25 protein-coding genes are annotated in these 25,026 nt (G+C 68.7%); 12 read left to right on the forward strand and 13 right to left on the reverse strand.

What is annotated here, in order from left to right; genetic code table 11:
* Nucleotides 1–41: 41 nt before the first annotated feature.
* A complete protein-coding gene (locus EOW65_RS16225; protein ID WP_128151217.1) occupies nucleotides 42–1,208 on the forward strand; it encodes a GNAT family N-acetyltransferase in 1,167 nt (388 codons plus the stop codon).
* Nucleotides 1,209–1,272: 64 nt separating this feature from the next.
* Nucleotides 1,273–1,662 (forward strand): 4a-hydroxytetrahydrobiopterin dehydratase, encoded by a 390-nt coding sequence (locus EOW65_RS16230; protein ID WP_128151219.1) that lies wholly within the window; start codon nucleotides 1,273–1,275, stop codon nucleotides 1,660–1,662.
* A 28-nt stretch (nucleotides 1,663–1,690) separates the two neighbouring features.
* On the opposite strand, the gene EOW65_RS16235 is transcribed toward EOW65_RS16230, so the two are convergent.
* Entirely contained in the window at nucleotides 1,691–2,179 is a 489-nt protein-coding gene (locus EOW65_RS16235; protein ID WP_128151221.1) for a peroxiredoxin, read from the reverse strand.
* A gap of 74 nt (nucleotides 2,180–2,253) precedes the next feature.
* Between EOW65_RS16235 and EOW65_RS16240 the strand changes: the two genes are divergently transcribed.
* Genes EOW65_RS16240 through EOW65_RS16250 form a run of 3 tightly spaced genes read left to right on the forward strand, consistent with a single transcriptional unit; the run spans nucleotide 2,254 to nucleotide 4,654 of the window.
* Nucleotides 2,254–3,450: an NAD(P)/FAD-dependent oxidoreductase gene (locus EOW65_RS16240; RefSeq protein WP_128151223.1), complete on the forward strand. Its 1,197-nt coding sequence runs from the start codon at nucleotides 2,254–2,256 to the stop codon at nucleotides 3,448–3,450.
* The gene (rsmD, locus tag EOW65_RS16245) at nucleotides 3,447–4,010 is read left to right on the forward strand and encodes a 16S rRNA (guanine(966)-N(2))-methyltransferase RsmD (RefSeq protein ID WP_128151225.1); all 564 of its coding nucleotides are present in this window, start codon (nucleotides 3,447–3,449) and stop codon (nucleotides 4,008–4,010) included. The genes EOW65_RS16240 and rsmD overlap by 4 nt, the downstream gene beginning before the upstream one ends.
* Nucleotides 4,007–4,654, forward strand: coding sequence for an HAD family hydrolase (locus tag EOW65_RS16250; protein WP_128151227.1), 648 nt, complete (start codon nucleotides 4,007–4,009; stop codon nucleotides 4,652–4,654). Before rsmD ends, EOW65_RS16250 begins: the two co-directional genes overlap by 4 nt.
* A 64-nt stretch (nucleotides 4,655–4,718) precedes the next feature.
* Here the strand turns inward: EOW65_RS16250 and map are convergent, their stop codons facing one another.
* A complete protein-coding gene (map, locus tag EOW65_RS16255) occupies nucleotides 4,719–5,531 on the reverse strand; it encodes a type I methionyl aminopeptidase (protein WP_121534041.1) in 813 nt (270 codons plus the stop codon).
* A gap of 115 nt (nucleotides 5,532–5,646) precedes the next feature.
* Between map and EOW65_RS16260 the strand changes: the two genes are divergently transcribed.
* The 3 genes from EOW65_RS16260 to EOW65_RS16270 are packed head-to-tail and all read left to right on the forward strand — an operon-like array spanning nucleotide 5,647 to nucleotide 8,014.
* On the forward strand, nucleotides 5,647–6,375 hold the full coding sequence (locus EOW65_RS16260) for a competence/damage-inducible protein A (protein ID WP_128151229.1): 729 nt from the start codon (nucleotides 5,647–5,649) through the stop codon (nucleotides 6,373–6,375).
* Nucleotides 6,372–7,082 carry a GNAT family N-acetyltransferase gene (locus tag EOW65_RS16265; protein ID WP_128151231.1) on the forward strand — a complete coding sequence of 237 codons (711 nt, stop codon included), beginning with the start codon at nucleotides 6,372–6,374 and terminating at the stop codon, nucleotides 7,080–7,082. The genes EOW65_RS16260 and EOW65_RS16265 overlap by 4 nt, the downstream gene beginning before the upstream one ends.
* On the forward strand, nucleotides 7,079–8,014 hold the full coding sequence (locus EOW65_RS16270; protein ID WP_128151233.1) for an OmpA family protein: 936 nt from the start codon (nucleotides 7,079–7,081) through the stop codon (nucleotides 8,012–8,014). Before EOW65_RS16265 ends, EOW65_RS16270 begins: the two co-directional genes overlap by 4 nt.
* A gap of 34 nt (nucleotides 8,015–8,048) precedes the next feature.
* On the opposite strand, the gene EOW65_RS16275 is transcribed toward EOW65_RS16270, so the two are convergent.
* The 9 genes from EOW65_RS16275 to mutM form a co-directional block, all read right to left on the reverse strand.
* Nucleotides 8,049–8,954, reverse strand: coding sequence for a LysR family transcriptional regulator (locus EOW65_RS16275; RefSeq protein ID WP_128151235.1), 906 nt, complete (start codon nucleotides 8,952–8,954; stop codon nucleotides 8,049–8,051).
* A gap of 178 nt (nucleotides 8,955–9,132) precedes the next feature.
* On the reverse strand, nucleotides 9,133–11,583 hold the full coding sequence (gene gyrB / locus EOW65_RS16280; RefSeq protein WP_128151237.1) for a DNA topoisomerase (ATP-hydrolyzing) subunit B: 2,451 nt from the start codon (nucleotides 11,581–11,583) through the stop codon (nucleotides 9,133–9,135).
* A 73-nt stretch (nucleotides 11,584–11,656) separates the two neighbouring features.
* Complete coding sequence (locus tag EOW65_RS16285) at nucleotides 11,657–12,103, reverse strand: VOC family protein (protein WP_128151239.1); 447 nt, start codon at nucleotides 12,101–12,103, stop codon at nucleotides 11,657–11,659.
* Complete coding sequence (gene recF / locus EOW65_RS16290; RefSeq protein WP_128151241.1) at nucleotides 12,100–13,155, reverse strand: DNA replication/repair protein RecF; 1,056 nt, start codon at nucleotides 13,153–13,155, stop codon at nucleotides 12,100–12,102. The genes EOW65_RS16285 and recF overlap by 4 nt, the downstream gene beginning before the upstream one ends.
* Nucleotides 13,156–13,207: 52 nt before the next feature.
* Nucleotides 13,208–14,326, reverse strand: a complete 1,119-nt coding sequence (gene dnaN, locus EOW65_RS16295; protein ID WP_128151243.1) for a DNA polymerase III subunit beta — start codon at nucleotides 14,324–14,326, stop codon at nucleotides 13,208–13,210.
* Between the two features lie 100 nt (nucleotides 14,327–14,426).
* Nucleotides 14,427–15,791, reverse strand: a complete 1,365-nt coding sequence (gene dnaA / locus EOW65_RS16300) for a chromosomal replication initiator protein DnaA (RefSeq protein WP_240664743.1) — start codon at nucleotides 15,789–15,791, stop codon at nucleotides 14,427–14,429.
* A 478-nt stretch (nucleotides 15,792–16,269) separates the two neighbouring features.
* On the reverse strand, nucleotides 16,270–16,536 hold the full coding sequence (rpsT, locus tag EOW65_RS16305; RefSeq protein ID WP_113901618.1) for a 30S ribosomal protein S20: 267 nt from the start codon (nucleotides 16,534–16,536) through the stop codon (nucleotides 16,270–16,272).
* 173 nt (nucleotides 16,537–16,709) lie between these two features.
* Nucleotides 16,710–17,486, reverse strand: coding sequence for an enoyl-CoA hydratase (locus tag EOW65_RS16310; RefSeq protein WP_128151247.1), 777 nt, complete (start codon nucleotides 17,484–17,486; stop codon nucleotides 16,710–16,712).
* An 86-nt stretch (nucleotides 17,487–17,572) separates the two neighbouring features.
* On the reverse strand, nucleotides 17,573–18,418 hold the full coding sequence (mutM, locus tag EOW65_RS16315; protein ID WP_128151249.1) for a bifunctional DNA-formamidopyrimidine glycosylase/DNA-(apurinic or apyrimidinic site) lyase: 846 nt from the start codon (nucleotides 18,416–18,418) through the stop codon (nucleotides 17,573–17,575).
* Nucleotides 18,419–18,493: 75 nt separating this feature from the next.
* Here mutM and ubiE point away from each other — a divergent pair, with 75 nt between their 5' ends.
* Nucleotides 18,494–19,246 (forward strand): bifunctional demethylmenaquinone methyltransferase/2-methoxy-6-polyprenyl-1,4-benzoquinol methylase UbiE, encoded by a 753-nt coding sequence (ubiE, locus tag EOW65_RS16320; RefSeq protein ID WP_128151251.1) that lies wholly within the window; start codon nucleotides 18,494–18,496, stop codon nucleotides 19,244–19,246.
* A gap of 1 nt (nucleotide 19,247) precedes the next feature.
* Nucleotides 19,248–20,777, forward strand: coding sequence for a 2-polyprenylphenol 6-hydroxylase (ubiB, locus tag EOW65_RS16325; protein WP_128151253.1), 1,530 nt, complete (start codon nucleotides 19,248–19,250; stop codon nucleotides 20,775–20,777).
* Here ubiB and EOW65_RS16330 read toward each other — a convergent pair.
* Nucleotides 20,765–21,439, reverse strand: a complete 675-nt coding sequence (locus EOW65_RS16330) for a flagellar hook capping FlgD N-terminal domain-containing protein (protein ID WP_128151255.1) — start codon at nucleotides 21,437–21,439, stop codon at nucleotides 20,765–20,767. The genes ubiB and EOW65_RS16330 overlap by 13 nt on opposite strands.
* A 10-nt stretch (nucleotides 21,440–21,449) precedes the next feature.
* Nucleotides 21,450–22,466, reverse strand: coding sequence for a flagellar hook-length control protein FliK (fliK, locus tag EOW65_RS16335; protein ID WP_164880133.1), 1,017 nt, complete (start codon nucleotides 22,464–22,466; stop codon nucleotides 21,450–21,452).
* 1,671 nt (nucleotides 22,467–24,137) lie between these two features.
* On the opposite strand from fliK, the gene EOW65_RS16345 reads away from it, so the two are divergent.
* Both EOW65_RS16345 and flgN read left to right on the forward strand, forming a co-directional pair.
* Nucleotides 24,138–24,425, forward strand: coding sequence for a rod-binding protein (locus EOW65_RS16345; RefSeq protein WP_128151260.1), 288 nt, complete (start codon nucleotides 24,138–24,140; stop codon nucleotides 24,423–24,425).
* Entirely contained in the window at nucleotides 24,418–24,762 is a 345-nt protein-coding gene (gene flgN, locus EOW65_RS16350) for a flagellar export chaperone FlgN (protein ID WP_128151262.1), read from the forward strand. Before EOW65_RS16345 ends, flgN begins: the two co-directional genes overlap by 8 nt.
* Nucleotides 24,763–25,026 lie beyond the last annotated feature (264 nt).

The following is a 25,026-nucleotide window of genomic DNA, read 5'->3' on the forward strand; positions in this document are numbered from 1 at the left end:
CGCGGCGCGCCACCATCGGGGCAGGTTTCCCGAGGGGGCAGATGAGCGCGGCCGTCGAAGTTTCTATTCTTTCCGGAATTTCCGAGATTTCGGAAGCCGACTGGAACGCCTGCGCCTGTCCCGAGGCGCAGGACGGGGCGCGCCCGTTCGACCCGTTCACCACGCATCGCTTCCTGACCGCGCTCGAGACCTCGGGCTCGGTCGGCGAGGGCACCGGCTGGATGCCGCGGCCGATGGTGGCGCGGGCGGCGGGGCAGGTGATCGCCGTCGCGCCGCTCTATCTGAAAAGCCATTCGCAGGGCGAATATGTCTTCGACCACGGCTGGGCCGAGGCCTTCGAGCGCGCCGGCGGGCGCTATTACCCGAAACTTCAGGGCGCGGTGCCCTTCACCCCGGTCGCCGGCCGTCGCCTGCTGACCCGCCCGGGGCACGAGGTCGCGGGCCGCGCCGCGCTGTTGCAGGCGATGGCCGAGGTGGCCGAGGGCGCGGGGCTCTCTTCCGTCCACCTCACCTTCTGCACCGAGGACGAGGTGACGGTGGCGACCGGGGCGGGCTGGCTGCACCGCACCGGCATGCAGTTCCACTGGACCAACCGCGGCTATGGCAGTTTCGAAGATTTCCTTGCCGATCTCGCCTCGCGCAAGCGCAAGGCGCTGCGCAAGGAGCGCGAGCGGGCGCAGGGCTTTGGCGGCACGATCCGGGCACTGACCGGCGATGCGATCTTGCCCGAGCACTGGGCGGCGATGTGGGCCTTCTATCAGGACACCGGCGGGCGGAAATGGGGCCGGCCCTACCTGACGCGCGCCTTCTTCGATGCGCTGCACGCGATGCGCGACGAGGTGCTTCTGGTGCTGGCCGAGCGCGATGGCAGTCCCGTCGCCGGGGCGCTGAACATGATCGGGCGCGAGGCGCTCTTCGGCCGCTATTGGGGCTGTCTCGAGGATCACGCCTTCCTGCATTTCGAGCTGTGCTATCATCAGGCCGTCGACTGGGCGATTGCCCATGGCCTGGATCGCGTCGAGGCCGGCGCGCAGGGCGAGCACAAGCTCGCGCGCGGCTACATGCCGGTGACCACCCATTCCGTGCATCTTCTGACCCATCTCGGGCTGCGCCGGGCGGTCGACGACTATCTTCAGGCCGAACGCCGGGCCATCGCCGGGGAAATCGAGGCGCTGGTCGCGCTTGGCCCCTTCCGCGCCGAGGAGTGAACCGAGGGCTTTGGCCCCGCGCCCCGATGTGCAAGGATGGGGCGAACAGCACGGAGGACCGAGAATGGCCGAGATCCTGAGCGAGGAAGAGCGCGCCGCCCTGCTGCCCGCGCTCGAGGCGACGGGCTGGCAGGCCGCCCCCGAGGGGGACGCGCTGCGCAAGGTCTGGAAGTTCCGCAACTTCTCGCAGGCCTGGGGGTTCATGGCGCGGGTCGCGCTCGAGGCGGAGAAGATGGATCACCACCCGGACTGGCGCAACAGCTACAACGTGGTCGACATCCGCCTGACCACCCATTCCTGCGGCGGGCTGAGCGTGCTGGACACCGAACTGGCGAATTGTCTCGACGCGATCAAGACCGAGGCCGAGATCGTCCTCGACCTCTCGCGCCCGATCGCCTGCCTCTGCGCCGAGAAGGCCGCGCCCGAGGCGCCCGAGGCTCCGCCCGAAGGCTGAGGGGCGCCACGCGGCGCCCCCCGGATCGTCACATCGCGGCGAGCAGACCTTCGCCGGCGGAAATCTCGCAGGTGCCGGGCGATTCCTCGCGGTGCAGAATCTTCACCACGCCATCCTCGACCAGCATCGCATAGCGGGCCGAACGGTTGATGAGGCCGGCGGGCGGGGCCGAGAAATCCATCCCGATCGCGGTGGTGAAGGCCGATTCCGCATCGGCGAGCATCGAGATCCCGGCCGCATTCGCGCCGGTCGAATCGCCCCATGCCTTCATCACGAAGGGGTCGTTGACCGAGATGCAGATGATCTCGTCCACGCCTTTCTCGGCGAACTTGTCCTTGGTGCGGATGAAGCTCGGTACATGGGCAGTGGTGCACACGCCGGTATAGGCGCCCGGCACGGCGAAGATCACCACCTTGCGGCCCTTCATCTTGGCGCCAAGGCTCACCGCCTCGGGCCCGTTGTCCCCCAGAACCAGCAGCGTGGCCCCGGGAAGCACATCCCCTACCGTAACAGTCATGTCGTCCCTCTCGCGTTGCATGTCGTTGCCCCGAGGATATAGGGTCGGCGCGCAACGGGACCAGAGGTGAGATGATGGCGGGGATCGTGATTGTCGGCGGCGGCCAGGCGGCGGCGTCGATGGCGGCAAAACTGCGGGGGCTCGGCTATGTCGGCGCGGTGACGATCCTCGGCGAGGAGCCGGTCGCGCCCTATCAGCGCCCGCCGCTGTCGAAGGGCTATCTGCTCGGCCAGATGCCGCTCGACCGGCTGACGCTGCGCGGCGACGACTGGTGGTCTGCGAATGACATCACCTTGCGCACCGGCACCCGGGTCGAGGCGATCGACCGCGCCGCGAAGACGGTGACGGCGGGGGGCGAGGTGTTTTCCTATGATCAGCTGGCACTGTGCACCGGCGCCGTACCGCGCCGCCTGCCCGCGGCGATCGGCGGCGATCTGCCCGGCGTCTATACCGTGCGCACCCTCGCCGATGTCGACGCGATGGCGCCCGAGTTCCGCGCCGGCCGCCGCCTCGTGGTGATCGGCGGCGGCTATATCGGGCTCGAGGCGGCGGCGGTCGCCTCGAAACTCGGGCTCGGCGTGACGCTGATCGAGGCGGCGCCGCGCATCCTCGGCCGTGTCGCCTGCGCCGAGACGGCCGATGCCATCCGCGCCCTGCATGTCGCCCATGGCGTCACCATCCTCGAGGGGATCGGGCTGAAGCGGCTGACCGGCGAGACCCGCGTCACCGGCGCCGAGCTGGCCGACGGCCGGGTCATCGCGGCCGATTTCGTCATCACCGGCATCGGCGTCACGCCCGAGACCGGGCTGGCCGCGGCGGCGGGGCTGAAGGTCGAGAACGGCATCGCCGTCGATGCAACGGGCCGCACCGACGACCCGTCGATCTGGGCCGCGGGCGACTGTGCCGCCTTCCCCTGGAAGGATGCGCGGCTCAGGATGGAAAGCGTCGGCAACGCCATCGACATGGGCGATCTGGTGGCCGAGAACATGCTCGGCGCCGGCAAGGCCTATGCGCCCAGGCCCTGGTTCTGGTCCGACCAGTTCGAGGCCAAGCTGCAGATCGCCGGGCTCAACGCCGGCTATGACCGGGTGGTGACGCGGCAGGGCGAGGGCGCCTCGTTCTGGTATTTCCGCGGTGAGACTCTGATCGCCGTCGATGCGCTGAACGATGCCCGCGCCTACATGATCGGCAAGCGGCTGATCGAGGCGGGCAAGCCCGTGACGCCCGAGCAGATCGCCACCGAAACCGACCTGAAGGCGCTGATGAAATGAGGATCATCGGGGGAGAGCGGCGCGGCCTGAAGCTCGCCGATGTGGGCGAGGGCGATGCGCAGGCGCATCTGCGCCCGACGACCGACCGCGTGCGCGAGTCGATCTTCAACCTTCTGATCAACGGCACGCACGGCAACCCGGTGCCCGGCGCGCGGGTGCTCGACCTCTTCGCGGGAACCGGCGCGCTTGGGCTCGAGGCGCTGTCGCGCGGCGCGGCGCGCGTGGCCTTCGTCGATGACGGCACCGCGGCGCGTGCGCTTTTGCGCCGCAACATCGAGCTGATGCGGGCGATGGGCGTCACCGATGTCTGGCGCCGCGACGCCACCGCCATGGGCCCGTGCCGCGGCGCGGGCTATGACCTTGTCTTCCTCGATCCGCCCTATGGCATGGGGCTGGGCGAGAAGGCGCTGGCGTCGTGCCTCGCGAATGGCTGGATCGCCCCGGGCGCGATGGTCGTCTGGGAGGAAAGCGTTTCCCCCGCCGTGCCCGCGCCGCTCGAACAGATCGACCAGCGCCGCTACGGCGATACCCTTGTCACCCTTGCCCGGATGCCCGCATGAAACCTCAGGCCGTTCTTTTCGACTGCGACGGGGTGCTCGTCGACAGTGAGCCCGCCACCTTTGCCCTGATCCAGTCGGACTTTGCCGCGCACGGGCTGGCGATGGAGATCCCGGCGCTCGAGGATCTGTTCATCGGCGGCACGATCGAGGGCGTGGCCGAGCAGGGCCGGGCGCTTGGCGCGCGCCTGCCCGCCGATTGGGTCGACAGCTATTACCCGCGCCTTTATGCCCGGCTGCGGTCGGGCACGCCGCTGATGCCTGGGGTGGCCGCGCTGCTCGCCCGGCTCGATGCCGAGGGGATTCCCTTCGCCGTCGGCTCGAACGGGCGCGGCGCGAAGATGGAGGCGACGCTGGGCCAGCATCCGAAGATTCGTGCGCGGCTCGAGGGGCTGCTGTTCTCGGGGCAGGATCTGGGCTGCCCGAAACCCGCGCCCGATCTTTACCTGCACGCCGCCCGCGCGCTTGGCGCCGATCCGGCGCGCTGCGTGGTGATCGAGGACAGCGCCACCGGCGCGCGCGCGGCCAAGGCCGCGGGGATGCGCTGCCTCGGCTATGCGCCGCAGGGCGAGAACCCGCGACTTGCCGCGGCGGGGGCCGAGCTCTTCACCGACATGGCACAGGTGCCGGCCCTTCTGGGGCTGTGAAGAAAAGCAAAAGGCCCGGTGCGCATACGCCACCGGGCCTTTCGACGATCCGTGCCGGCGGCGCTCAGCGCCAGGTCGGATGGAAGCGGTTCGCCGGCGAAAGCGTGAAGATCTCGCAGCCGTCGGCGGTGACGCCCACGCAATGCTCGAACTGTGCAGACAGCGACTTGTCGCGGGTGACCGCGGTCCAGTCGTCGGCCAGCACCTTGGTTTCATAGCGGCCAAGGTTCACCATCGGCTCGATGGTGAAGATCATCCCCTCTTCCAGCACCGGGCCCGAGCCCGCGCGGCCGTAATGCAGCACGTTCGGCGGGGCGTGGAACACGCGGCCGACGCCGTGGCCGCAGAAGTCGCGCACCACGCTCATCCGGTTGCCCTCGACATAGGTCTGGATCGCGTGGCCGATGTCGCCGAAGGTGTTGCCGGGCTTCACCTGCTCGATGCCGATCATCAGCGATTCATGGGTGACGTCGATCAGCCGCTCGGCCTTGCGGCTGAGGTTGCCCGCGACATACATCCGCGAGCTGTCGCCGAACCAGCCGTCGAGGATGACGGTGACGTCGATGTTCAGGATGTCGCCGTCGTGCAGGACCTTGTCCGACGGGATGCCATGGCACACGACATGGTTCACCGAGATGCACGAGGCGTGCTTGTAGCCCCGATAGCCGATCGTCGCCGAGGTGGCGCCGAGCTCGACAAGGCGGTTGCGGATGAAATCGTCCAGCTCTGCCGTGGTCACGCCCGGCTTCACGAGGTCTGCAACCTCGTCGAGGATTTGTGCGGTGACCTGACAGGCGGCGCGGATGCCATCGAAATCGCTGGTGGTGTTGTAGATGCGAATCCCGTCCTTGGTGACGCGGCCCCGACTCTCTTCCACTGGTCTTCTCCTGCTTGTAGGCCCTCTAGATAGTCACAAAAGCATGGCTTGGCCAGAGCCGGGCTTCCCCGGCACCGGGCGCGGGCCTATACATTTGCGCAAAAGGAGGCCCGACATGCCCAATCCGACCGCTGCCATCCTGATCATCGGTGACGAGATCCTCACCGGCCGCACCCGCGAGGGCAACGCCTGGTTCCTGGCGCAGGAGCTGGTCAAGGTGGGCATCGACCTGCGCCAGATCCGCGTCATCGGCGACGACCACGCCACCATCGTCGCGGCGGTGCGCGAGCTGTCGGTGGCGCATGACCAGCTCTTCACCTCGGGCGGCATCGGGCCGACGCATGACGACATCACCGCCGATGCCGTGGCCGATGCCTTTGGCCGCACGATCGGCGTGCGCGAGGATGCCCGCGCGATCCTGGCCGCCCATTACGCCGCCCGCGGCCTCGAATTCACCGAGGCGCGGCTGCGCATGGCGCGCATCCCCGAGGGCGCGACGCTGATCGACAACCCGGTGTCCTCGGCACCGGGCTTCTCGGTCGAGAATTGTCACGTCATGGCAGGGGTGCCGAACATCTTTCAGGCGATGGTGGCGGGGCTTCTGCCGCGGCTGACCGGGGGCGCGCCGCTTCGCAGCCGCAGCCTTCAGCTGATGGTGCCCGAGGCGACGATTGCCGACGCGCTGCGCGCGCTTGCCGAGGCGCATCCCGAGGCGAGCTTCGGCTCCTACCCCTTCGTCACCGAGGGGCGCTATGGCACCAACCTCGTGGTGCGCTCGACCGATCCTGCGGCGCTCGAAGGGGCCTTCGCCGAGCTGCAGGCCACCTTCCCGGAGGGGCAATGACCGATCTCTTCGAGGTGATCGACGCCACCTGGCCTGCCGCGAGCACCCGGCTTGCGGGCGGCTTCAAGGTGCGCGAGGGGCTCGGTGGCGGCTCGCGCGTCAGCGCGGCAAGCCTCGAGGTGCCGCTGGACGAGGCCGACATCGACGCGGCGGTGGCCGCGCATCGCGCCCTTGGCCAGCCGCCGAAGTTCATCCTCCGCCCGGGCGAGGCGGCACTGGATGCGGCGCTGGCCGGGCGTGGCTTCGAGCTCTTCGACCCGGTCACCCTTTTCACCGCGCCGATTGCCGCGCTGTCCTCCGACGTGCCGCCGGTCACCGCCTTTGCGCATTGGCCGCCGCTCGCCATCACCCGCGAGGTCTGGGCCGAGGGCGAGATCGGCCCCGAGCGGCAGGCCGTGGCCGAGCGCGCCGCGGGACCGAAGGCCGCGGTGCTGGGCCGCACCTCGGACCGCGCCGCGGGGGCGGGGTTCGTGGCGATCCATGAGGGCGTCGCGATGCTGCACGCGCTCGAGGTCCTGCCGGCCTTCCGCCGTCGTGGCCTCGCCCGTTCGATCATCACCGAGGCCGTCCGCTGGGCCGGGGGCGAGGGCGCCGAGACCTTCGCCCTTGTCGTGCGCAGCGCCAATGCCCCGGCCATCGCCCTTTACACCGCGTTCGGCATGGTGCCGGCCGGCAAGTACCATTATCGCCGCGAGCCTGTCGCATGAGACTGTCCCTTCTGGCGCTGACTGCCGCCGCCCTGATTGCCACCCCGGTGCTTGCCGCTCCGCTTGAGCTTGCCTTGCCGGACGGGGCCGCGGTTTCGGCCGAGGCGACCACCGCGGCCACCAGCTATCGGATGCTGACCGGCCCCTGGCAGGAGGGGGCAGGTCCGGCGAGCACGCTCGAGGGCACGCGCACCGACACCGCCTGGCGGCTGCGCGCCGATCAGGAGACGACACTGCAGATTTTGGCGCCCTTGCGCGACCAGATCCAGGCGGCGGGCTACAGCATCGTTTACCAGTGCGAGACCGAGGCCTGCGGTGGCTTCGACTTCCGCTATGAGCTCGACCTGCTGTCCGAACCCGAGATGCACGTCGATCTGGGCGATTTCCGCTATCTCGCGGCGCGGCGCGGCACCGACTGGCTGGCGCTGACGGTGTCGCGCTCGTCGGAATCGGGCTTCGTGCACCTGACGACGATGACGGTGCAGGACGTACGCCCGGCCACGCCGGACAATCCGCTTGCCTCGCCGACGCCCTCGCCGGCGATCGCGCCCTCCGATTTCGCCACGCAGATCGAGGCGAAGGGGGCGGTGGCGCTCGACGATCTGATCTTCGAGAGCGGTGCCACTGATCTTGGCCCCGAGGATTTCACCTCGCTCAAGGCGCTGGCCGATTATCTGTCGACCCGGCCCGAGGCGGTGATCGTCCTTGTCGGCCATACCGATGCGACCGGCGGGCTCGAGGCGAATATCGCGTTGTCGAAGCGGCGGGCGGAATCGGTGCGGGCGCGGCTCATTGCCGATTACGGCGTCGCCCCCGAGCAGTTGAGCGCCGAGGGCGCGGGCTGGCTGTCGCCGCGCGCGGGCAACATGACCCCTGAGGGGCGGGATAAAAACAGACGGGTCGAAGCCGTGCTGGCCCCGACCCGCCAGTGACGGCGCCGGACGGAGTGGCGCCGCGCGAGGGAATTCACCAGTTGTCGGGGCCCTTGTCGGCGAAGGTCTGGGCCAGGAAGTCGATGAAGGCGCGCACCTTGGGCTGGGTGAAGCGCCCGGGCGGATAGACGGCATAGATGCCCAGTGTCTCCATCGGCAGATCGGGGATCGCCTCCTCGACCAGCCCCTGTTTCATCGCATCGGCATAGAGGAACGAGGGCAGATAGGCGATGCCGAGCCCGGCGATGCAGGCATGCAGCAGCGATTGCCCGTCGTTCACCGTCAGCCAGCCGGCCGAGCGCACCTGCCGCCGCTCGCCCGAAGGCGCGGTGATCTTCCAGACGTTGCCGTTCGACTGGCTGGAATAATGCAGCAGCTTGTGCTCGTTCAGATCGTCGATCTTCTGCGGCCGGCCGTATTTCTGGAAATAGGAAGGCGCGGCGATCATTCGGCGCGAGCTTTCGGTCAGCTTGCGGGCGCGCAGCGTGCTGTCCTCGAGCTCGCCCACCCGGATCGCCATGTCGAAGCCTTCCGAGATCAGCTCGACATAGCGGTTGGTCAGCACCATGTTCACGGTGATTTCCGGATATTCCTGCAGGAAGTCGCCCAGCACCGGCGAGAGCAGGTTCACCCCGAAATCGGTGGCGACCGAAATCCGCAGCAGACCCGAGGGCGCCACCTGCATCGCGGTGACCAGCGCATCGGCCTCTCCGGCGTCGTTCAGCACGCGGCGGGCGCGGTCGTAATAGGCAAGGCCGATCTCGGTCGGCGAGACGCGGCGGGTGGTGCGGTTCAAAAGCCGCGCCCCGAGCCGCGCCTCGAGCGCCGAGACATGTTTCGACACGGCGGACTTGGAGATGCCCATCTTCTTCGCCGCATCGGTGAAACCGCCCTGATCGACGACAGTGGCGAAGGCTTCCATTTCGGTCAGGCGATCCATTGTGCACCCTTCGGGAACGTTTCTCGGTTCCCTCATGCATCGGTGTGAAATCGGGCACAAATGGGGCCCGGCGGGGACAATACGGGGGAATTGCCCTGCGCGGGGAAACGATCGCCATCAGCGAGCGGGCAGGCCCGGTGGCGGGATCGGGCGCCGGCGTGCCGGCGCCCGATCGGGCTCAGAAGTCGAGGTTCTCGACGCTGAGCGCGTTTTGCTGGATGAATTCGCGGCGCGGTTCGACCACGTCGCCCATCAGCTTGGTGAAGATGTCGTCGGCCTCGGCCACGTCGTCGATCTTCACCTGCAGCAGCGTGCGCGCCGAGGGGTCGAGCGTGGTTTCCCACAGCTGTTCCGGGTTCATCTCGCCCAAGCCCTTGTAACGCTGCAGCGTCAGGCCCTTCTCGCCCTCGGACAGGATCGCCTGCAACAGCGCCAGCGGACCATAGATCAGCTGCTCGCGGTCCTTGCGGATCAGCTTCGCGGGCGTGCCATAGACTTCCTGCAGCAGCGTGGTGTGCTGCGCCAGCCGCCGCGCCTCGCCCGAGCGCAGCACGGTGCCGTCAAGCGTGCGGTGCTCCTCGACGCCGCGCACCATGCGGGCAAAGCGCAGCCCGTGGTCCTGCGTCGGCCGGCCGCTCCAGCCGCGCTCGTATTCCAGCGCGACAAGGTCGAGCCGTTCTGCCACGGCATTCGCCACGCCCTGGGCATCGGCATCGACGCGCCCCGGCACCAGCGCGCCGGCGATCGCCGCCTGTTCGAGGATGCTTTGCGGGTAATGCGTCGGGAAGGCCTGCAGGATGCGGCGGATCATCCGCGCCTCCTCGACCACGCGCTCGAGATCGGCGCCGATGATCTCCTGACCGTCGCCAAGCCGCAGTCGCGCGCCCTCGATGCCCTGATGGATGAGGAATTCCTCGAAGGCGGCCTGGTCCTTCAGATAGACCTCGGACTTGCCGCGCGTCACTTTGTACAGCGGCGGCTGCGCGATGTAGAGATAGCCGTGCTCGATCAGAGACGGCATCTGCCGGAAGAAGAAGGTCAGCAGCAGGGTGCGGATGTGGGCGCCGTCGACGTCGGCATCCGTCATGATGATGATCTTGTGATAGCGCAGCTTGTCGATGTTGAACTCGTCACGGCCGATGCCGGTGCCAAGCGCGGTGATCAGCGTGCCGATCTGCTCGGAGGACAGCATCCGGTCGAAGCGCGCGCGCTCGACGTTCAGGATCTTGCCGCGCAGCGGCAGCACCGCCTGGTTCTTGCGCTCGCGCCCCTGCTTGGCCGAGCCGCCGGCCGAATCCCCCTCGACCAGGAAGAGTTCGGAATCGGCGGGGTCCTTCGACTGGCAATCGGCGAGCTTGCCGGGCAGCGAGGCGACGTCCATCGCCGTTTTGCGCCGGGTAAGTTCGCGCGCCTTGCGCGCCGCCTCGCGGGCCAGCGCCGCCTCGACGATCTTGCCGACGATCTGCCGCGCCTCGCCCGGGTGTTCTTCGAACCACTCGCCGAGCTTCTCGTTCACCAGGTTCTCGACCGCCGGCCGGACCTCGGAGGAGACCAGCTTGTCCTTGGTCTGGCTCGAGAATTTCGGATCGGGCACCTTGACCGACAGGACGCAGGTCAGCCCCTCGCGGGCGTCGTCGCCGGTGAAGTCGATCTTCTCCTTCTTGGCGATGCCGCTGTCCTGCGCGTATTTCGTCAGCGTGCGGGTCAGTGCGCCGCGCAGGCCGGCAAGGTGGGTGCCGCCGTCGCGCTGCGGGATGTTGTTGGTGAAGGGCAGCACGGTCTCGTGGTAGCCGTCGTTCCACCACAGCGCCACCTCGACTCCGATGCCGCGCACCTCGCCGACCATGTAGATCGGCTCGGGGATCAGCGCGCTCTTCGAGCGGTCGAGATATTTGACGAATTCCTTGACGCCGCCGTCGTAATGCAGCTCGACATGCAGCGGCTCGGCCGGGCGCTCGTCCTCAAGCAGGATGCGCACGCCCGAGTTCAGGAAGGCGAGCTCGCGCAGCCGCGTCTCAAGCGTCTTGAAGCTGTAGTCGAGGTTCGAGAAGGTGCCCTCGGGATCGGTCGTCTTGGCCGAGGCCATGAAGCGCACCTCGGTGCCCTTTTCGCCCGGCGCATCGCCGATCTCGCGCACATGCTCGACACATTCGCCCTTTTCGAAACGGGCGAAATAGACCTTGTCGTTGCGCCACACCTTCAGCTCGAGCCAGTCGGAGAGCGCGTTCACCACGGAAACGCCCACGCCGTGCAACCCGCCCGAGACCTTGTAGGCGTTGCCGCCCTCGTCGGTGTTGTTGAACTTCCCGCCGGCGTGCAGCTGGGTCATGATGACCTCGGCCGCCGAGACGCCCTCTTCGGGGTGCATGTCGACCGGGATGCCGCGGCCGTTGTCGCGCACCGAGACCGAGCTGTCGGCGTGGATCTTCACCGAGACGTAATTCGCATAGCCCGCGAGGGCCTCGTCGATGCCGTTGTCCACGACCTCATAGACCATGTGATGCAGGCCCGAGCCGTCGTCGGTGTCGCCGATATACATGCCCGGGCGCTTGCGCACGGCCTCCAGGCCCTTGAGAACCTTGATGGACTCCGCGCCGTATTCGGACTTCTTCGGGCTGTTTTCGGTCATGCGCGCCTATCCTGACAAGTGTTGCGGACTTATAGGAGTTCGGCGCGGCAATGTCACGCGATAGCAGGGGTTTTCAGGGCAGGACGGCCCCGTCCGGCAGGCTCAGCGCGCCGGTCTCGTCAAGCGGCCAGAACGGGTTTCGCGCCACTTCCCAGACATGGCCGTCAAGGTCGGCCCAATAGCCGGAATAGCCGCCCCAGTGGGTGCGCGCGGGCGGCTTCACGGCTTCGGCGCCGGCGGCAAGCGCGGCGGCAAAGGCGGCGTCGACATCGGCCTCGGTGGCGAAATTCTGCGCCAGCGTGATCGCGCCGGTGCCGAGCGGCACCTCGGGCCGGCCCTGATCCTCGGCCAGATCCTTCAGCCCGAAGAGGCCAAGCGCCATCCCCGGCAAGCGGAAGAACACCACCGCCTGCGTCGCCTCGGCCGGGCGCCAGCCAAGCGCCTCGTAGAAGCGTCGCGCCGTCGTCAGGTTGCGCACGCCGAGCGTGATCAGGCTCACGCGCTGCACCGGATAGCTCATCGCACCTCCTCGACCTGCGAGGTGCCCCCCGCCTCGGTCACTTGCCAGCCCTGACCCCGCGCGCCGAGACCGTCGAACAGCTCGGCCCCGGTGCCGGTCATCATCACCTGCGCCGAGAGCGCACAGACTTCGTCATAAAGCGCCGCGCGCCGGCCCGCGTCCAGATGCGCCGCGACCTCGTCGAGCAAAAGCACGCAAGGCGCACCGGCAACTGCCCGCGCATTGGCCAGCAAAAGCGAAATCAACAGCGCCTTCTGCTCGCCGGTCGAACATTGCGCGGCCGGGATCGCCTTCTCGGCATAGATCGCCTCGAGATCGGCGCGGTGCGGTCCCTCGAGCGTGCGCCCCGCCGCCATGTCGCGCCGCCGCCCGGCGGAAAGCGCCGCGGCCAGATCCGCCGGGCCCTCGTTCACCAGCGCGAGCGTCGCCGCCGGAAAGGCCGTCGCTGCCCCGGCCTGCGCCGCCGCGATCCGGGCCAGAGCGTCGGCCCGCGCCGCGGTGATCCGCCCGGCGGCCTCGGCCATCCGGGTTTCGAGCGCGCCATACCAGCCCGCGTCGGTCACCATGTCCTTGAGCAGCCGGTTGCGCTCGCGCATCGCCTTTTCATAGGCCAGTACCGCCTCGGCATGGGACGGATCGAAGGAAAGCGTCATTCGGTCGAGAAACCGCCGCCGCCCCTCCGCCGCCTCGATCCAGAGCCGGTCCATCGAGGGCACGAGCCACAGCACCCGCATCAGCCGGCCAAGCGCCAGCTGCGGCGCGGCCTTGCCGTCGATCGTCACCTCGCGCGAGGCGCCGGGCAGGGCCATGGTCTCGACCGCCTGACCGCCGATCTCGGCGCGGATCTTCCAGCCCACGGCCTCCTGCCGGCGGATCAGCTCCTCGGCGCCCGCCCGGCGCAGCCCGCGCCCCGGCGACAGCAGCGACACGGCTTCAAGCACCGAGGTCTTGCCCGCGCCATTCGGCCCCCAGATCGCCACCGGCCGGCCGTCGAAGGCGAACTGCGCACGGCGATGCGAGCGGAACTGCAGCAGCGTCAGGTCCCGCAGCATCGGCCCCTCGTTTTCCTGGCAAAAAGACTCCCGCCGGAGGCGTTCGTGCGCCTCACACGCGCATCGGCATCACGACATAGACCGCCGAGGTGTCATTGCCCTCGCGCATCAGCGTCGGATCGCCCGAGGAGTTGAACAGGAAGACGGCGTTCTCGCGGTCGACCTGGCTGGCAATCTCCAGCAGGTATTTCGCGTTGAAGCCGATCTCCAGCCGCTCGTCGTCATAGGCGACGGCCAGCTCTTCCTCGGCCGCGCCGGAATCGGGCGCGTTGACCGACAGCACCAGCCGATCTTCCTCGAGGCTCAGCTTGACGGCACGCGAGCGTTCCGAGGACACGGTGGCCACGCGGTCGACGGCCTTGGCGAATTCCGCCGCGTCCACTTCCAGCCGGCGGGCATTGCCCATCGGGATCACGCGTGAATAATCGGGGAAGGTGCCGTCGATCACCTTCGAGGTCAGGGTGATCTCGGGCGTGGCGAAGCGGACCTTGGTCTCGCTGACGGACACCGCGATATCGGCCTCGTCGTCATCAAGAAGCTTGCGCAGCTCGTTCACCGTCTTGCGCGGCACGATCACGCCCGGCATGCCTTCGGCGCCCGCGGGCAACGGCGCGTCGATGCGGGCCAGACGGTGGCCGTCGGTCGCCACGCAGCGCAGCACCGGGCCGCTCTCGCCGGTCGCCACATGCATGTAGACGCCGTTCAGGTAATAGCGCGTCTCTTCGGTCGAGATTGCGAATTTCGACTTGTCGAACAGCCGCTTCAGCGTCCCCGCCTTGGCGGTGAAATTCGCCGTGTATTCCGACGAGGCCATGACCGGGAAATCTTCGCGCGGCAGCGTGGCTAGGTTGAAGCTCGACCGCCCCGCCTGGATCGTCAGCCGCCCCGCGGCCGGATCGTCGGCCAGCACCACCAGCGCGCCGTCGGGCAGCTTGCGCACGATCTCGTGCAGCATCACCGCCGAAACCGTCGTCGCGCCCGCGCGTTCGACCTGCGCCGGGGCCTTGTTCACCACCTCGATGTCGAGGTCGGTGGCGCGGAAGGAAACGCTGTCGCCCTCTGCCTCGACCAGCACGTTTGCCAGGATCGGGATGGTGTTGCGCCGCTCCACGACCGACTGGGCCTGCGCCACGGCCTTGAGCAGTGCGGCGCGTTCGATGCTGATCTTCATTTCCATCCCTCACGGCAACCGGGGGCGGAAAGGTAGCATCTCCCCGCACCGGCACAAGTTTTTTCGGACATTCGGCCGCTTTGGCCGAAGCGTCAAGACGTCAGGACTCGAGAAGGCGGCGCAGCAGGTCGATATCCTCGGCGATCTGGCGGTCCGAACCCATCAGCTCCTCGATCTTGCGGATGCCGTGCATGATCGTGGTATGGTCGCGCCCGCCGAAGCGGCGGCCGATCTCGGGCAGTGACCGGGTGGTGAGCTGCTTCGAGAGATACATCGCCACCTGCCGCGGCCGGGCGATGGTGCGCACGCGCTTCGGCCCGATCATGTCGGACAGGCGCACGTTGTAATGCTCGGCCACCTTGCGCTGGATCTCCTCGATCGTGACCTTGCGGTCCGAGGCGCGCAGGATGTCGGTGAGGCATTCCTGGGCGAGGTCGAGGGTGATCTCCTTGCCGACAAGCGAGGCGAAGGCAAAGAGCCGGGTCAGCGCGCCTTCGAGCACGCGCACGTTGGTGGTGATCCGATGCGCGAGGAACTCGAGCACGCCATCGGCCATCGTCAGCCCCGGATATTGCGCGCGGTAAGCCTCGGTCTTGGTCTGCAGGATGCCGAGACGAAGCTCGTAATCGGTGGGGTGCAGGTCTACGACAAGGCCGCATTGCAGGCGCGACTTGATGCGTTCCTCGAGATCCTTGATCTCGCCCGGCGCGCGGTCGGCCGAGATGATGATCTGCTTGCCCTGATCGACGAGCGCGTTGAAGGTGTGGAAGAACTCTTCCTGCGTGCTGTCCTTGCCGGCGATGAACTGCACGTCATCGACCATCAGCACGTCGACCGAGCGGAACATCTCCTTGAAGTCCATGATCTGGCGTTCGCGCAGCGCCTGCACGAAGCGGTACATGAACTGTTCGGCCGAGAGATAGCGCACCCGCGCCTCGGGGCGGCGGATCTGCAGCTCATGTGCGATGGCGTGCATCAGGTGGGTCTTGCCGAGGCCGACGCCACCGTAAAGGAAGAGCGGGTTGAAGGTGACCGGGCCGCCCTCGGCCACGCGGCGCGCGGCGGCATGGGCAAGCTCGTTCGGTTTGCCGACGACGAAGCTGTCGAAGGTGAAGCGGGCATCGAGCGGTGCGCCGGGCAGGTCCTCGTCACTGCGGGCTTTCGGTGCGGCGGGCGCCGGTGCGGCAACGGGTCGCGAGACCTCGTTTGCCGGAATCGGGCGCAGCTCGGGCACGCGGAACTCGATCCGCTCGACGACGTGGCCGTCGTTGCGCAGCTCGCGCAGGATCGCCTCGCCGAAGTTGCGCGACACCCAGTCGCGCATGAATTTCGTCGGAGCCTCGAAGGCGGCGATGCCTTCGGACATGTCGATCATGCGCAGCGGCGCGATCCAGGTCGTGTAGTTGCTCTTGCCGACAGTCTTGAGAAGTTCATTGCACACCCGCCCCCAGGTTTCTTTGGTCATCTTCTTGTTGCCTTTAGAGTCTACATGCAGTTTCGGTGCACACATCTCCCCGGAACAGGGACCCGCGCGGACGCGGGTCGGAACCCCTGCAATAGGACACGGCAACAGGCCCGGCGAAAACCGGGCAAGGCACTGGATGCCGAATCTCGGAAGGCGGCAGCCTTCAGAATCGGATTCGCTTCTTCGACACCGGAACCCCCGGCTTTTTTCGTTGTCGTGGCAGACTTTATGCCTGCTCCGGCGGTCGAAGACGCGTCATGTCCCCCAAGGCGATGTGAATCGCTGAGGCAAGCTAGCGCGCCCTCCTGCCGTGCTGCAACCGAACTTCGCGCTTGACGGAGGATTCCCGAAATCGAATCTCCGGGGATGGGAAAACGCGCAACAGCCGCGAATAATGCATTGAAATATCTTGAAAATATGAAAAAGGGCGCCCGAAGGCGCCCTTAAGCTGAGTCTCTGCGCTGCAGCAATCTGCGGCTCAGTTCGCCAGCGCTTTCACGCGGGCCGAAAGGCGCGAAACCTTGCGCGAGACGGTGTTCTTGTGCAGCACGCCCTTGGTCACGCCGCGGGCCAGTTCCGGCTCGGCGGCCAGCAGCGCGGTCTTGGCAGCGGTCGCGTCGCCCGAGGCGATCGCTTCTTCGACCTTGCGCAGGAAGGTGCGGATGCGCGAGCGGCGCGCGCGGTTGATGTCGTTGCGGCGCTCGTTCTGACGGGCGCGCTTCTTGGACTGGGGCGTATTGGCCATGGTTCTTTCCCACTTTCCGGGTCAGTTGCGTCAGGATAGCGCACAGAGCCCGGTCTTTCGAAGAACCGGATGATTCTAGCCAAAGCGGGCTGCACGCGCATGTGAGGGCTGCCATTACGGCAAAAGCCGCCGAAAGGGAAGCCCCTTCGGCGGCCAATCGGCTTCGGGACGGCTCAGCGGTCGCGGAACTGCGGCTCGCGCTTTTCGAGGAAGGCCGACATGCCCTCCTTCTGGTCCTCGGTCGAGAACAGCGCGTAGAAGATGCGGCGCTCGAAATGCACGCCCTCGGCGAGGGTGGTCTCGTAGGCGCGGTTGACGCATTCCTTCACCACCATCGTGCTCATCAGCGATTTCTCGGCGATCTTGTGTGCGGCGGCCATCGCCTCGGGCAGCAGCTGGGCCAGCGGCACGACGCGGCTGACAAGGCCCGAGCGTTCCGCCTCGGCCGCATCCATGAAGCGGCCGGTCAGATGCATGTCCATCGATTTCGACTTGCCGACGAAGCGGGTCAGCCGCTGCGTGCCGCCCATGCCGGCGACGACGCCGAGGTTGATCTCGGGCTGGCCGAACTTGGCGTTCTCGGCGGCGATGATGAAATCGCACATCATCGCCAGCTCGCAGCCGCCGCCGAGCGCATAGCCCGCCACCGCCGCGATCACCGGCTTGCGGGTCTTGAGGATCCCGTCGGTCTCGGTGCTGAAGAAGTTCTTGGTGAACATGTCGACGAAGCTCTGCTCCGACATCTCCTTGATGTCGGCACCGGCCGCGAATGCCTTCTCCGAGCCGGTGATGACGATGCAGCGCACCTTGTCGTTCTTGTCCGCCGCGGCGAGCGCATCGGCCAGCTCGCCCAGCAGGGTCGAGTTCAGCGCGTTCAGGGCTTCGGGACGGTTCAGCCGGATCAGGGCGACATAGTCTTCGATCTCGACGATCAGGGTCTGGTAGGCCATGTGGCAGTGCCTTTCCTTGTGCTGGGCCGGAGTCGTAACAGGGTCTGGGCGATTATCAAGACCCCCTCGCAGCTGCAGCATAGCCGCTATTTCTGGCACTGCGGGCAGAAATAGCTCGACCGGCCCGATTGCACGATGCGCCGAACCGGGGTGCCGCAGGTGGGGCAGGGCTCATCCTCGCGGTCGTAGACGCGGAAGGAATGCTGGAAATAGCCAAGCTCGCCGTCGGCCTGGCGATGGTCGCGCAGCGACGATCCGCCGGCCTCGATCGCCTCGCTCAACACCTCGCGCACCAGCGGCACGAGCGCCGCGATCCGCTTCGATGCAATCCGCCCGGCCGCCCGGCGCGGGTCGATGCCGGCGCGAAACAGCACCTCGGAGACATAGATGTTGCCCAGCCCCGCGACGACATGCTGGTCGAGCAGCGCGGTCTTGACCGGGCTCGCCCGGCCCTTCAGGCGCTCGACAAGGTACTCCTCGTGGAACTCGTTGCCGAAGGGCTCGGGGCCGAGCCCCGCCAGCAGCCAATGCGCCGCCTCGCGGTCGGTGCGCACAAGGTCCATCGCCCCGAAACGGCGCGCGTCGTTGAAGGTGACGCGGGCGCCGCCTTCCATTTCCAGCACCACGTGATCGTGCTTTTGCGGTGCCGGATGGTCGAGGTGATAGTCGCCGAGCATCACCCCCGAGACCAGCATCCGCCCCGACATGCCGAGGTGGATGAGCAGGCTCTCGCCGCTGTCGAGATCGGCCAGGATGTATTTCGAGCGCCGCCGCAGCCGCTCGACGCGCCGCCCGGTCAGCCGCCCGGCCATGTTCTCGGGCAGGGGCCAGCGCAGGTCGGGGCGGTTCACCTGCGCGGCCATGATCCGCCGCCCCTCCATCGCCGGGGCAAGGCCCCGTCGCACGGTTTCCACCTCGGGCAGTTCGGGCATCTTCGTTCCTGTCGCATTGTCTTGGCCGAAAGGGCCCCTATAAGAAGGGGGAGATTTCGGGATCGGCAAGAGACCATGACGACAGAACAGACGAGAACCACGCATTTCGGCTTCCAGACCGTGGACGAGGACGCGAAGGCCGGAATGGTCCATGGCGTGTTCTCGCGCGTGGCCTCGAAATACGACATCATGAACGACCTGATGAGCATGGGCATCCACCGCGTCTGGAAGGATGCGATGATGGACTGGCTCGCGCCGCGGCCGGGGCAGCGGCTCCTCGACGTGGCGGGCGGCACCGGCGACGTCGCCTTCCGCTTCCTCAAGCGTGCGCCCGGCGCCACCGCCACCGTCTGCGACATGACGGAATCGATGCTGATCGAGGGGCAGAAGCGCGCCGAGGCCGAGGACATGGCCGAGCGGCTGAGCTGGGTCGTCGGCGACGCGATGGAGCTGCCCTTCGAGGACAACACCTTCGACGTCTACACGATTTCCTTCGGCATCCGGAACGTGACCCGGATCCCCGACGCGCTCAGCGAGGCCTATCGCGTGCTGCGGCCGGGCGGGCGGATCATGGTGCTCGAGTTCAGCCAGATCCCGAACGACATGCTGCAATCGCTCTATGACGCCTATTCCTTCAACGTCATCCCGGTGATGGGCCAGATCGTGGCGAACGACCGCGACAGCTATCAATATCTGGTGGAATCGATCCGCAAGTTCCCGAACCAGGAGCTTTTCGCCTCGATGATCCGCGAGGCGGGCTTCGACCACGTCAAATATCGCAACCTGACCATGGGCATCGCCGCGCTGCATTCCGGCTGGAAGATCTGAGATGCGGGGCCCCCACAATATCTGGCGGCTGATCCGCACCGGCGCCACCTTCGAGCGCACCGGCGCGATGAGCGTCGCGCTCGAGGCGATGGAAGCGCCGCCGCGGCTGCGGCTGGTGGCGCGGATCATCGGCTGGCCGTTCAAGTGGCTCGGCTACAAGGGCGACCCGGCGCTGCCGCCGGTGACGCGGGCGATCACCGCGCTCGGGCCTGCCTACATCAAGTTCGGGCAGGTGCTGTCCACCCGCCCCGACGTGGTGGGCGAGGATCTGGCGAACCAGCTGCGCGTGCTGCAAGACAAGCTGCCGCCCTTCGACACGGCGCTGGCCAAGGCCGCGATCGCCGAGGAGCTCGGCCGGCCGGTCACGGAGATCTTCGCGGACTTCTCTGAACCCGTCGCCGCCGCCTCGATCGCGCAAGTGCATTCGGCGGTGCTGGCCGACACCGGCGAGACCGTGGCGGTGAAGGTGCTGCGGCCGGGAATCGAGCGCGCCTTCCGCCGTGATCTCGACGCCTTCCATTTCGCCGCCGGGATGATCGAGCGGCTTCTGCCCGGCACCCGCCGGCTGAAACCGACCGAGGTGGTGAGCCATTTCGAGCAGACCGTTCTGGGCGAGCTCGACCTGCGGCTCGAGGCGGCCGCTGCCTCGCAATTCGCCGCGAACACTGCGCAGGACGCGCATTTCCGCGTGCCGGCGCCGGTCTGGGCGCTGTCGGGGCGCACCGTGATGGTGATGGACTGGGCCGAGGGCACGGCGATGGGTGATGTGCCGGCGCTGCGCGCGGCGGGCCACGACCTCGTGGCGCTGTCCGAGCGCGTGCTGCAGCTCTTCCTCAGCCATGCGCTGCGCGACGGCTATTTCCACGCCGACATGCATCAGGGCAATCTGAAGGTCGCGGCGAACGGCGATGTCATCGCCTATGACTTCGGCATCATGGGGCAGATCGACGAATACACGCGCCGCGTCTATGCCGAGATCCTGATGGGCTTCATCCGCCGCGACTATCGCCGCGTCGCTGAGGTGCATTTCGAGGCGGGCTATGTGCCGGCCGACCGCGACGTGAACGCCTTCGCGCTGGCGCTGCGCGCCGTGGGCGAGCCGATCTTCGGGATGAACGCGACGCAGATCTCGATGGCGAAGCTGCTCGCCTATCTCTTTGAAGTGACCGAGCGCTTCGGCATGCAGACCCGCACCGAGCTGATCCTGCTGCAGCGCACGATGGTGGTGGTCGAGGGCGTGTCGCGCTCGCTCAACCCGGCGATGAACATGTGGGAGGTGGCCCGGCCAGTGGTCGAAACCTACATCCGCGAGAACCTCGGCCCGCGCGCGGCGCTGCGCGATCTGAAACGCACGGCGCTGGTGCTGGGCCATTTCGGGCCGCGGATGCCGGCGCTTCTGCAGGAGCTGATCGAGCGACGGGTGAACGGGCCCGCCCCGACGCCCGAACCCGAGCGGCGTCGCACGGGCTGGCTGGCGCTTGGCGGGATTGCGGCCTTCGCGCTCGGGCTGATCGCGGCTCAGGTGCTCTGATCGGGGTCGCGCAGCCCGGTGATCTCGGCAGGCGCGACCTGCGCGCCCCCGCGCAGCACCAGAACCGATCCCTCGGCGGTGCCCTGCACCTCGGTGATGGTGCCGTAGACCTCGGCAGGGTCGGTCGAAAGCAGGGTACCGCTGTTGTAGCTTTCAAGCTCGAAGGAATAGACCCCGGCCGGCAGGGTATTGCCCGAACTGTCGGTGCCGGCCCAGTCGATCGTCTCGGCCGTGGTGCCGACGTCCCGTCGCGCCACCTCGGTCCCCGCGGCGTCCTTCACCACCAGCACCGCCTGGTCGGCGCCGGTCACCGGATTCGGCGCGACGGTGAGCGGGGTCGTGCCGTCGAAATAGGCGGGCGCCGCCACCCGCGCCTCCATCCCCACCCAGCCCGCATATTGCGTCACGCCGAGCAGGCCGAGCTGCGTCGTCATGCTGGTCAGCAGCTCGTTCGTCTTCACCTGCTGCTCGACGCCCGAGAAGGTCGCGAGCTGCACCGCGTAATCCGAGCTGTCGATCGGGTCGGTCGGGTCCTGATTCTGCATCTGCGTGGTCAGCAGCTTGAGGAACATCTGGTAGTCGGAGCTGATCTTGGTGCCCGAGCCGGTGCTGCTGCTGGCCGGGCCGGCGGTGGCCGGGGTGATGCCGGAAACGGTGCTCATGGCGCTGTCCTTACATGCGAAGATCGAGGGAGCCGTCCGTGCCCCGGGGCGCGGGGCGGGGCGGGGCGGCGGCGGGTGTGACGGGGGCGGGGCGGTCCGGCTCGGCACCGAAGCTGTTGTCCGGGGTGGTTTCGCCGCGCTGCTGCCGGCCGCTCTCGGCGCCGAAGCTGAAGGAGACGTCGGTGTAGCCGAGATCGCGGAAATCGCGCGCCAGCATCTCGATGTTGCGCCGCATCAGGTCGAGCGTTTCGGGGCGTTCGGCCTGCACTGCGACGGTGATGCCGTGCTCGGCCGGATGCAGAGTCAGGCGGACGCGGCCCAGTTCTTCGGGAGAAAGCGCAACCTCGACCGGGCCGTCGGGGTGGTGCACGACGGCCTCGTGCAGCTGGCGCAGCACGTGATGCGCGGGCACATGGCCGATCTCGCGGCCTGCCGGTGTCGGTGCCAGTGCCGGCGCGGCAAGGCCGGGGCCGGGGCCAGCGCTGTCTGGACCTGATGCGGCGGGCCCTGCGGCGGTGGCGCGGGCCTGTCCCGCAGCATCGCCGCCCTCGTCCGGGGGCGGCCGGACGGCGGCACGGGGGGCGGAGCGCGGCTCTGTCGCTGTCGGTCCGGCCGTAGCCCGGGCGGGCGCCGCCGGTCGCGCGGCGGTCCACTCCTGCGAATTGGCTCGGCCCGCGAAGACGGGGGCCACCATCTGGGGCGCGGCGGGCGCCGCCTCGGATCGGGGCCGTGCCGCCGCCGCGGCCGCCTGCGCGCCGGTCTCGGGAGCGGGGCGCCCGGTTCCGGCCTGCTCCGGTGCCGGCTGCGGTTGTGGGGCCGCATCGGGGGCAATGCCGGCGGCGGCACTCCTGGCCCCATCGACCCCATCGGCCCCTGCCGGCGCGGTGGTGATCGGCCGGACCGGGGCCTCGGATGTCCGCGAATCGGGTGCGGCCTCGGCCGGCGGCGCGGGGGCGGGGGCTGCCTCGGCCGGCGCCGGCGTCTGTGAGGGCTCGGTCTTGGTGGCGGGCGCCGGATTGTCCGGCATGGAAGCCGTGATCTGCATCGGCGCCGGCGAGGGGACGGCGCCAGTTCTCTCGGCCGGTTCTGCCCGACCGGCAGCCGACGGAGGGACGGCGGGCGGTGCCTGCGGTCCCGGTGTCTGCGGTCCCGGTGCCGGAGCGTCGCCGCGGCGGGCGGGCGCGGCCGGGGCGCGGCCGGTTGCGGCGATGGTCGCCGGGGTGGCGGCTGCGTGCCGCTCCGCTGTCGGGGCGGGGCGGGACTGCGGCTGACCCGCGATGGGGCGGCGGACCTCTTCCGGGGCCGCGGTCGACGCGGGGACACGCTCTTCTGCCCCGGTGGGGAGGGCAGCGCTGGGCGCGGCCGCGGGCATCGTCCGTGACCAGTCCGGCAGGACCGCGCGCCGCCCGTGTCCGGCCCGGGGCGCAGAAGCTGTGTCTTCGGCGGTGGCGTCGCGACTTTCGGCCGCGGGGGCGATTGCTGGCACCACCGGGCCGATTGCGGCGGAAGGCTCTGCGGGGAGTTCCTTGCGGGAGGCGGGGCGGTGCTCTGTCGCCGTTCTGGCGCCGGTGTCGGTCGTCCCGCGCCCGGCCCCTGTGTCGGGGCGCGGCGAAACGGCCTGTTCCACGGCCGGGCTTGCGGGGGCCGGGGCGCCGAAGGCCTGCCCGGCCGCCGATGCGGCAGGATGCCCGCCGGCGGCTCCGTCCTCCGGACCGGGCGCGCGCGGCTGCAGATCCGGGGTGATGCCGGGCACCGCCCCGGCACGGGGCGGGGGCGCCGTGCGCGGGGTCCCGGACGCCGGTTCCGGTTCGGGGGCATTCGGCAGGGGCGGCGGAGAGCCGATCGCGGCGGCGGACATGGCGGAAGCGGACGGGGCGGAAGTGGACGGGGCGCCATCGCGCGGCGGATCGGTCGGATCGGCACCGCCGGCGGCGGGCGGGTCATCTGTTGGCCGGGAGGCGGGCGTGGTGGCTCCTCCGGCCTGGCCCGGTGCCGGGGGCCGGGCGGCGGCCTTGCTCAGATGCCCCGCTGCGCCGGCGGCGATACCGGCTTCCGCGGCCGCAGCGAGCGGCGGTTGCATGGGCGGAGCCGCCGGCGTCTCGGCGGAGCGCCGCGGCTGATCGGGGGCGATCGTTGCGCGGCGCATGCCGGGGGCGCACGTCTGCGCCCCGCTGGCGGTCGAGGGCGGGGCTCCTGCCGGCAGATCGGCCGGAAGAAGGCCGCTCCCGGCAGCTCCGGCAGGAGTTCCGGTCGCGGCGGGGGCTGTCCCGGACGACGGGCCAAGGCGCGGGGCCGGGGCGGCGGAGGGGGGCGCGATCACTGCGTTCAGGTCCCGCCCGGCACCGGGTCGGGGCGGCGATTCGGGGGACAGAAGCGGGGCCGCCAGCGCGCCGAGGTTCGGTCCGGGGGCCGCCACGGGGCTGCCGGCCATCGGCGCAGAGGTTTCCTCGCCCGTGGTCGAAAGCGCGTCGATCACCACGGCGAAGGCCATGCCTGCGGCCGGGTCGCCCGCCTTGTAGTCGCGCCCGCGGGCCGAAGGCGTCGCGAGCTGCGCGAGAGGGGCGGGGAGGAGAAGCTGGGTCATGGGCCATCGCGACATCTGCCGGGTCTGCGCAGAATGGCAGCAGGAAGTTACCGCTTCTTTACGGAGTCCTGCGAATTTCGGTGGAAATCCATCCATCTGCAGCGGGGCGACAGGATGCAGGATCTTCAGCCGATACCGGTGGCGCCGAGTGGTGCGACGCCGGCACCGACCGGGCAGAAGCTGCACGCGCAGGCGGTGCAGCTCGAGGCGGCCTTCCTGTCGGAGATGCTGAAATGCGCGCAGGTCGGGCGCCCGATGGAAAGCTTTGGCGGTGGCATCGGCGAGGAGCAGTTCGCCTCGTTCCTGCGCGACGCCTATTCGGAAAAGATGGCGGAGAAAGGCGGCATCGGGCTGGCCGAGTCGATCTTTCACGCGTTGACGAGAGGACAGGGCAATGTCTGAGAGCAGCGATGGGGCCATCCGGCAGCTGCTGGATCATCTGCGGCAGGAGCGGGAAGCGCTGCGTGCCGGCCGTTTCGAGGAGCTCGGGCCGCTGATCGAGCACAAGGAGGCGCTGCTTGCCGGGCTCGCCGGAACGCCGGGGGCGCGGCTCGCGCGGGTGCAGCACATGGCGCAGGAGAATCAGCGCCTGCTGAAGGCTGCGATCGAGGGGGTGCGGGCGGCGCGCACCCGGCTGGGCGAGATCGTGCAGGGCGCGCAGGGGTATCACAGCTATGACCAGCGTGGCCGGGCGCAGCGGATCAGTCCCGAGCGGCCGACGCTCGAGAAGCGCGCTTGAGGAGCGGGCAATGCCCCGGCCGACGGGATACACGCCGAAGTGGCGCGCCCGCGGATTGGCGGGCGGGGCCATTGCCCGGACGGGCTGTGCTGCGGCGCGGCAACGCCGGAAGGCTGTTCCGGGGCCGGGAGAGGAGGGCGGCGGGAGTGAAAGACTCTCTTCCAGAGAGAATTTCATATGGAAGGCATGTTTCCAGTATGTGGCCTCCTCTTTCCCGCAACCATCCTCCGGCTGTGATGAAGAAGCATTCATCTTCAATGCGTT

The organism is Paenirhodobacter ferrireducens, assembly GCF_004022265.1.
GTDB lineage: Bacteria > Pseudomonadota > Alphaproteobacteria > Rhodobacterales > Rhodobacteraceae > Rhodobacter > Rhodobacter ferrireducens.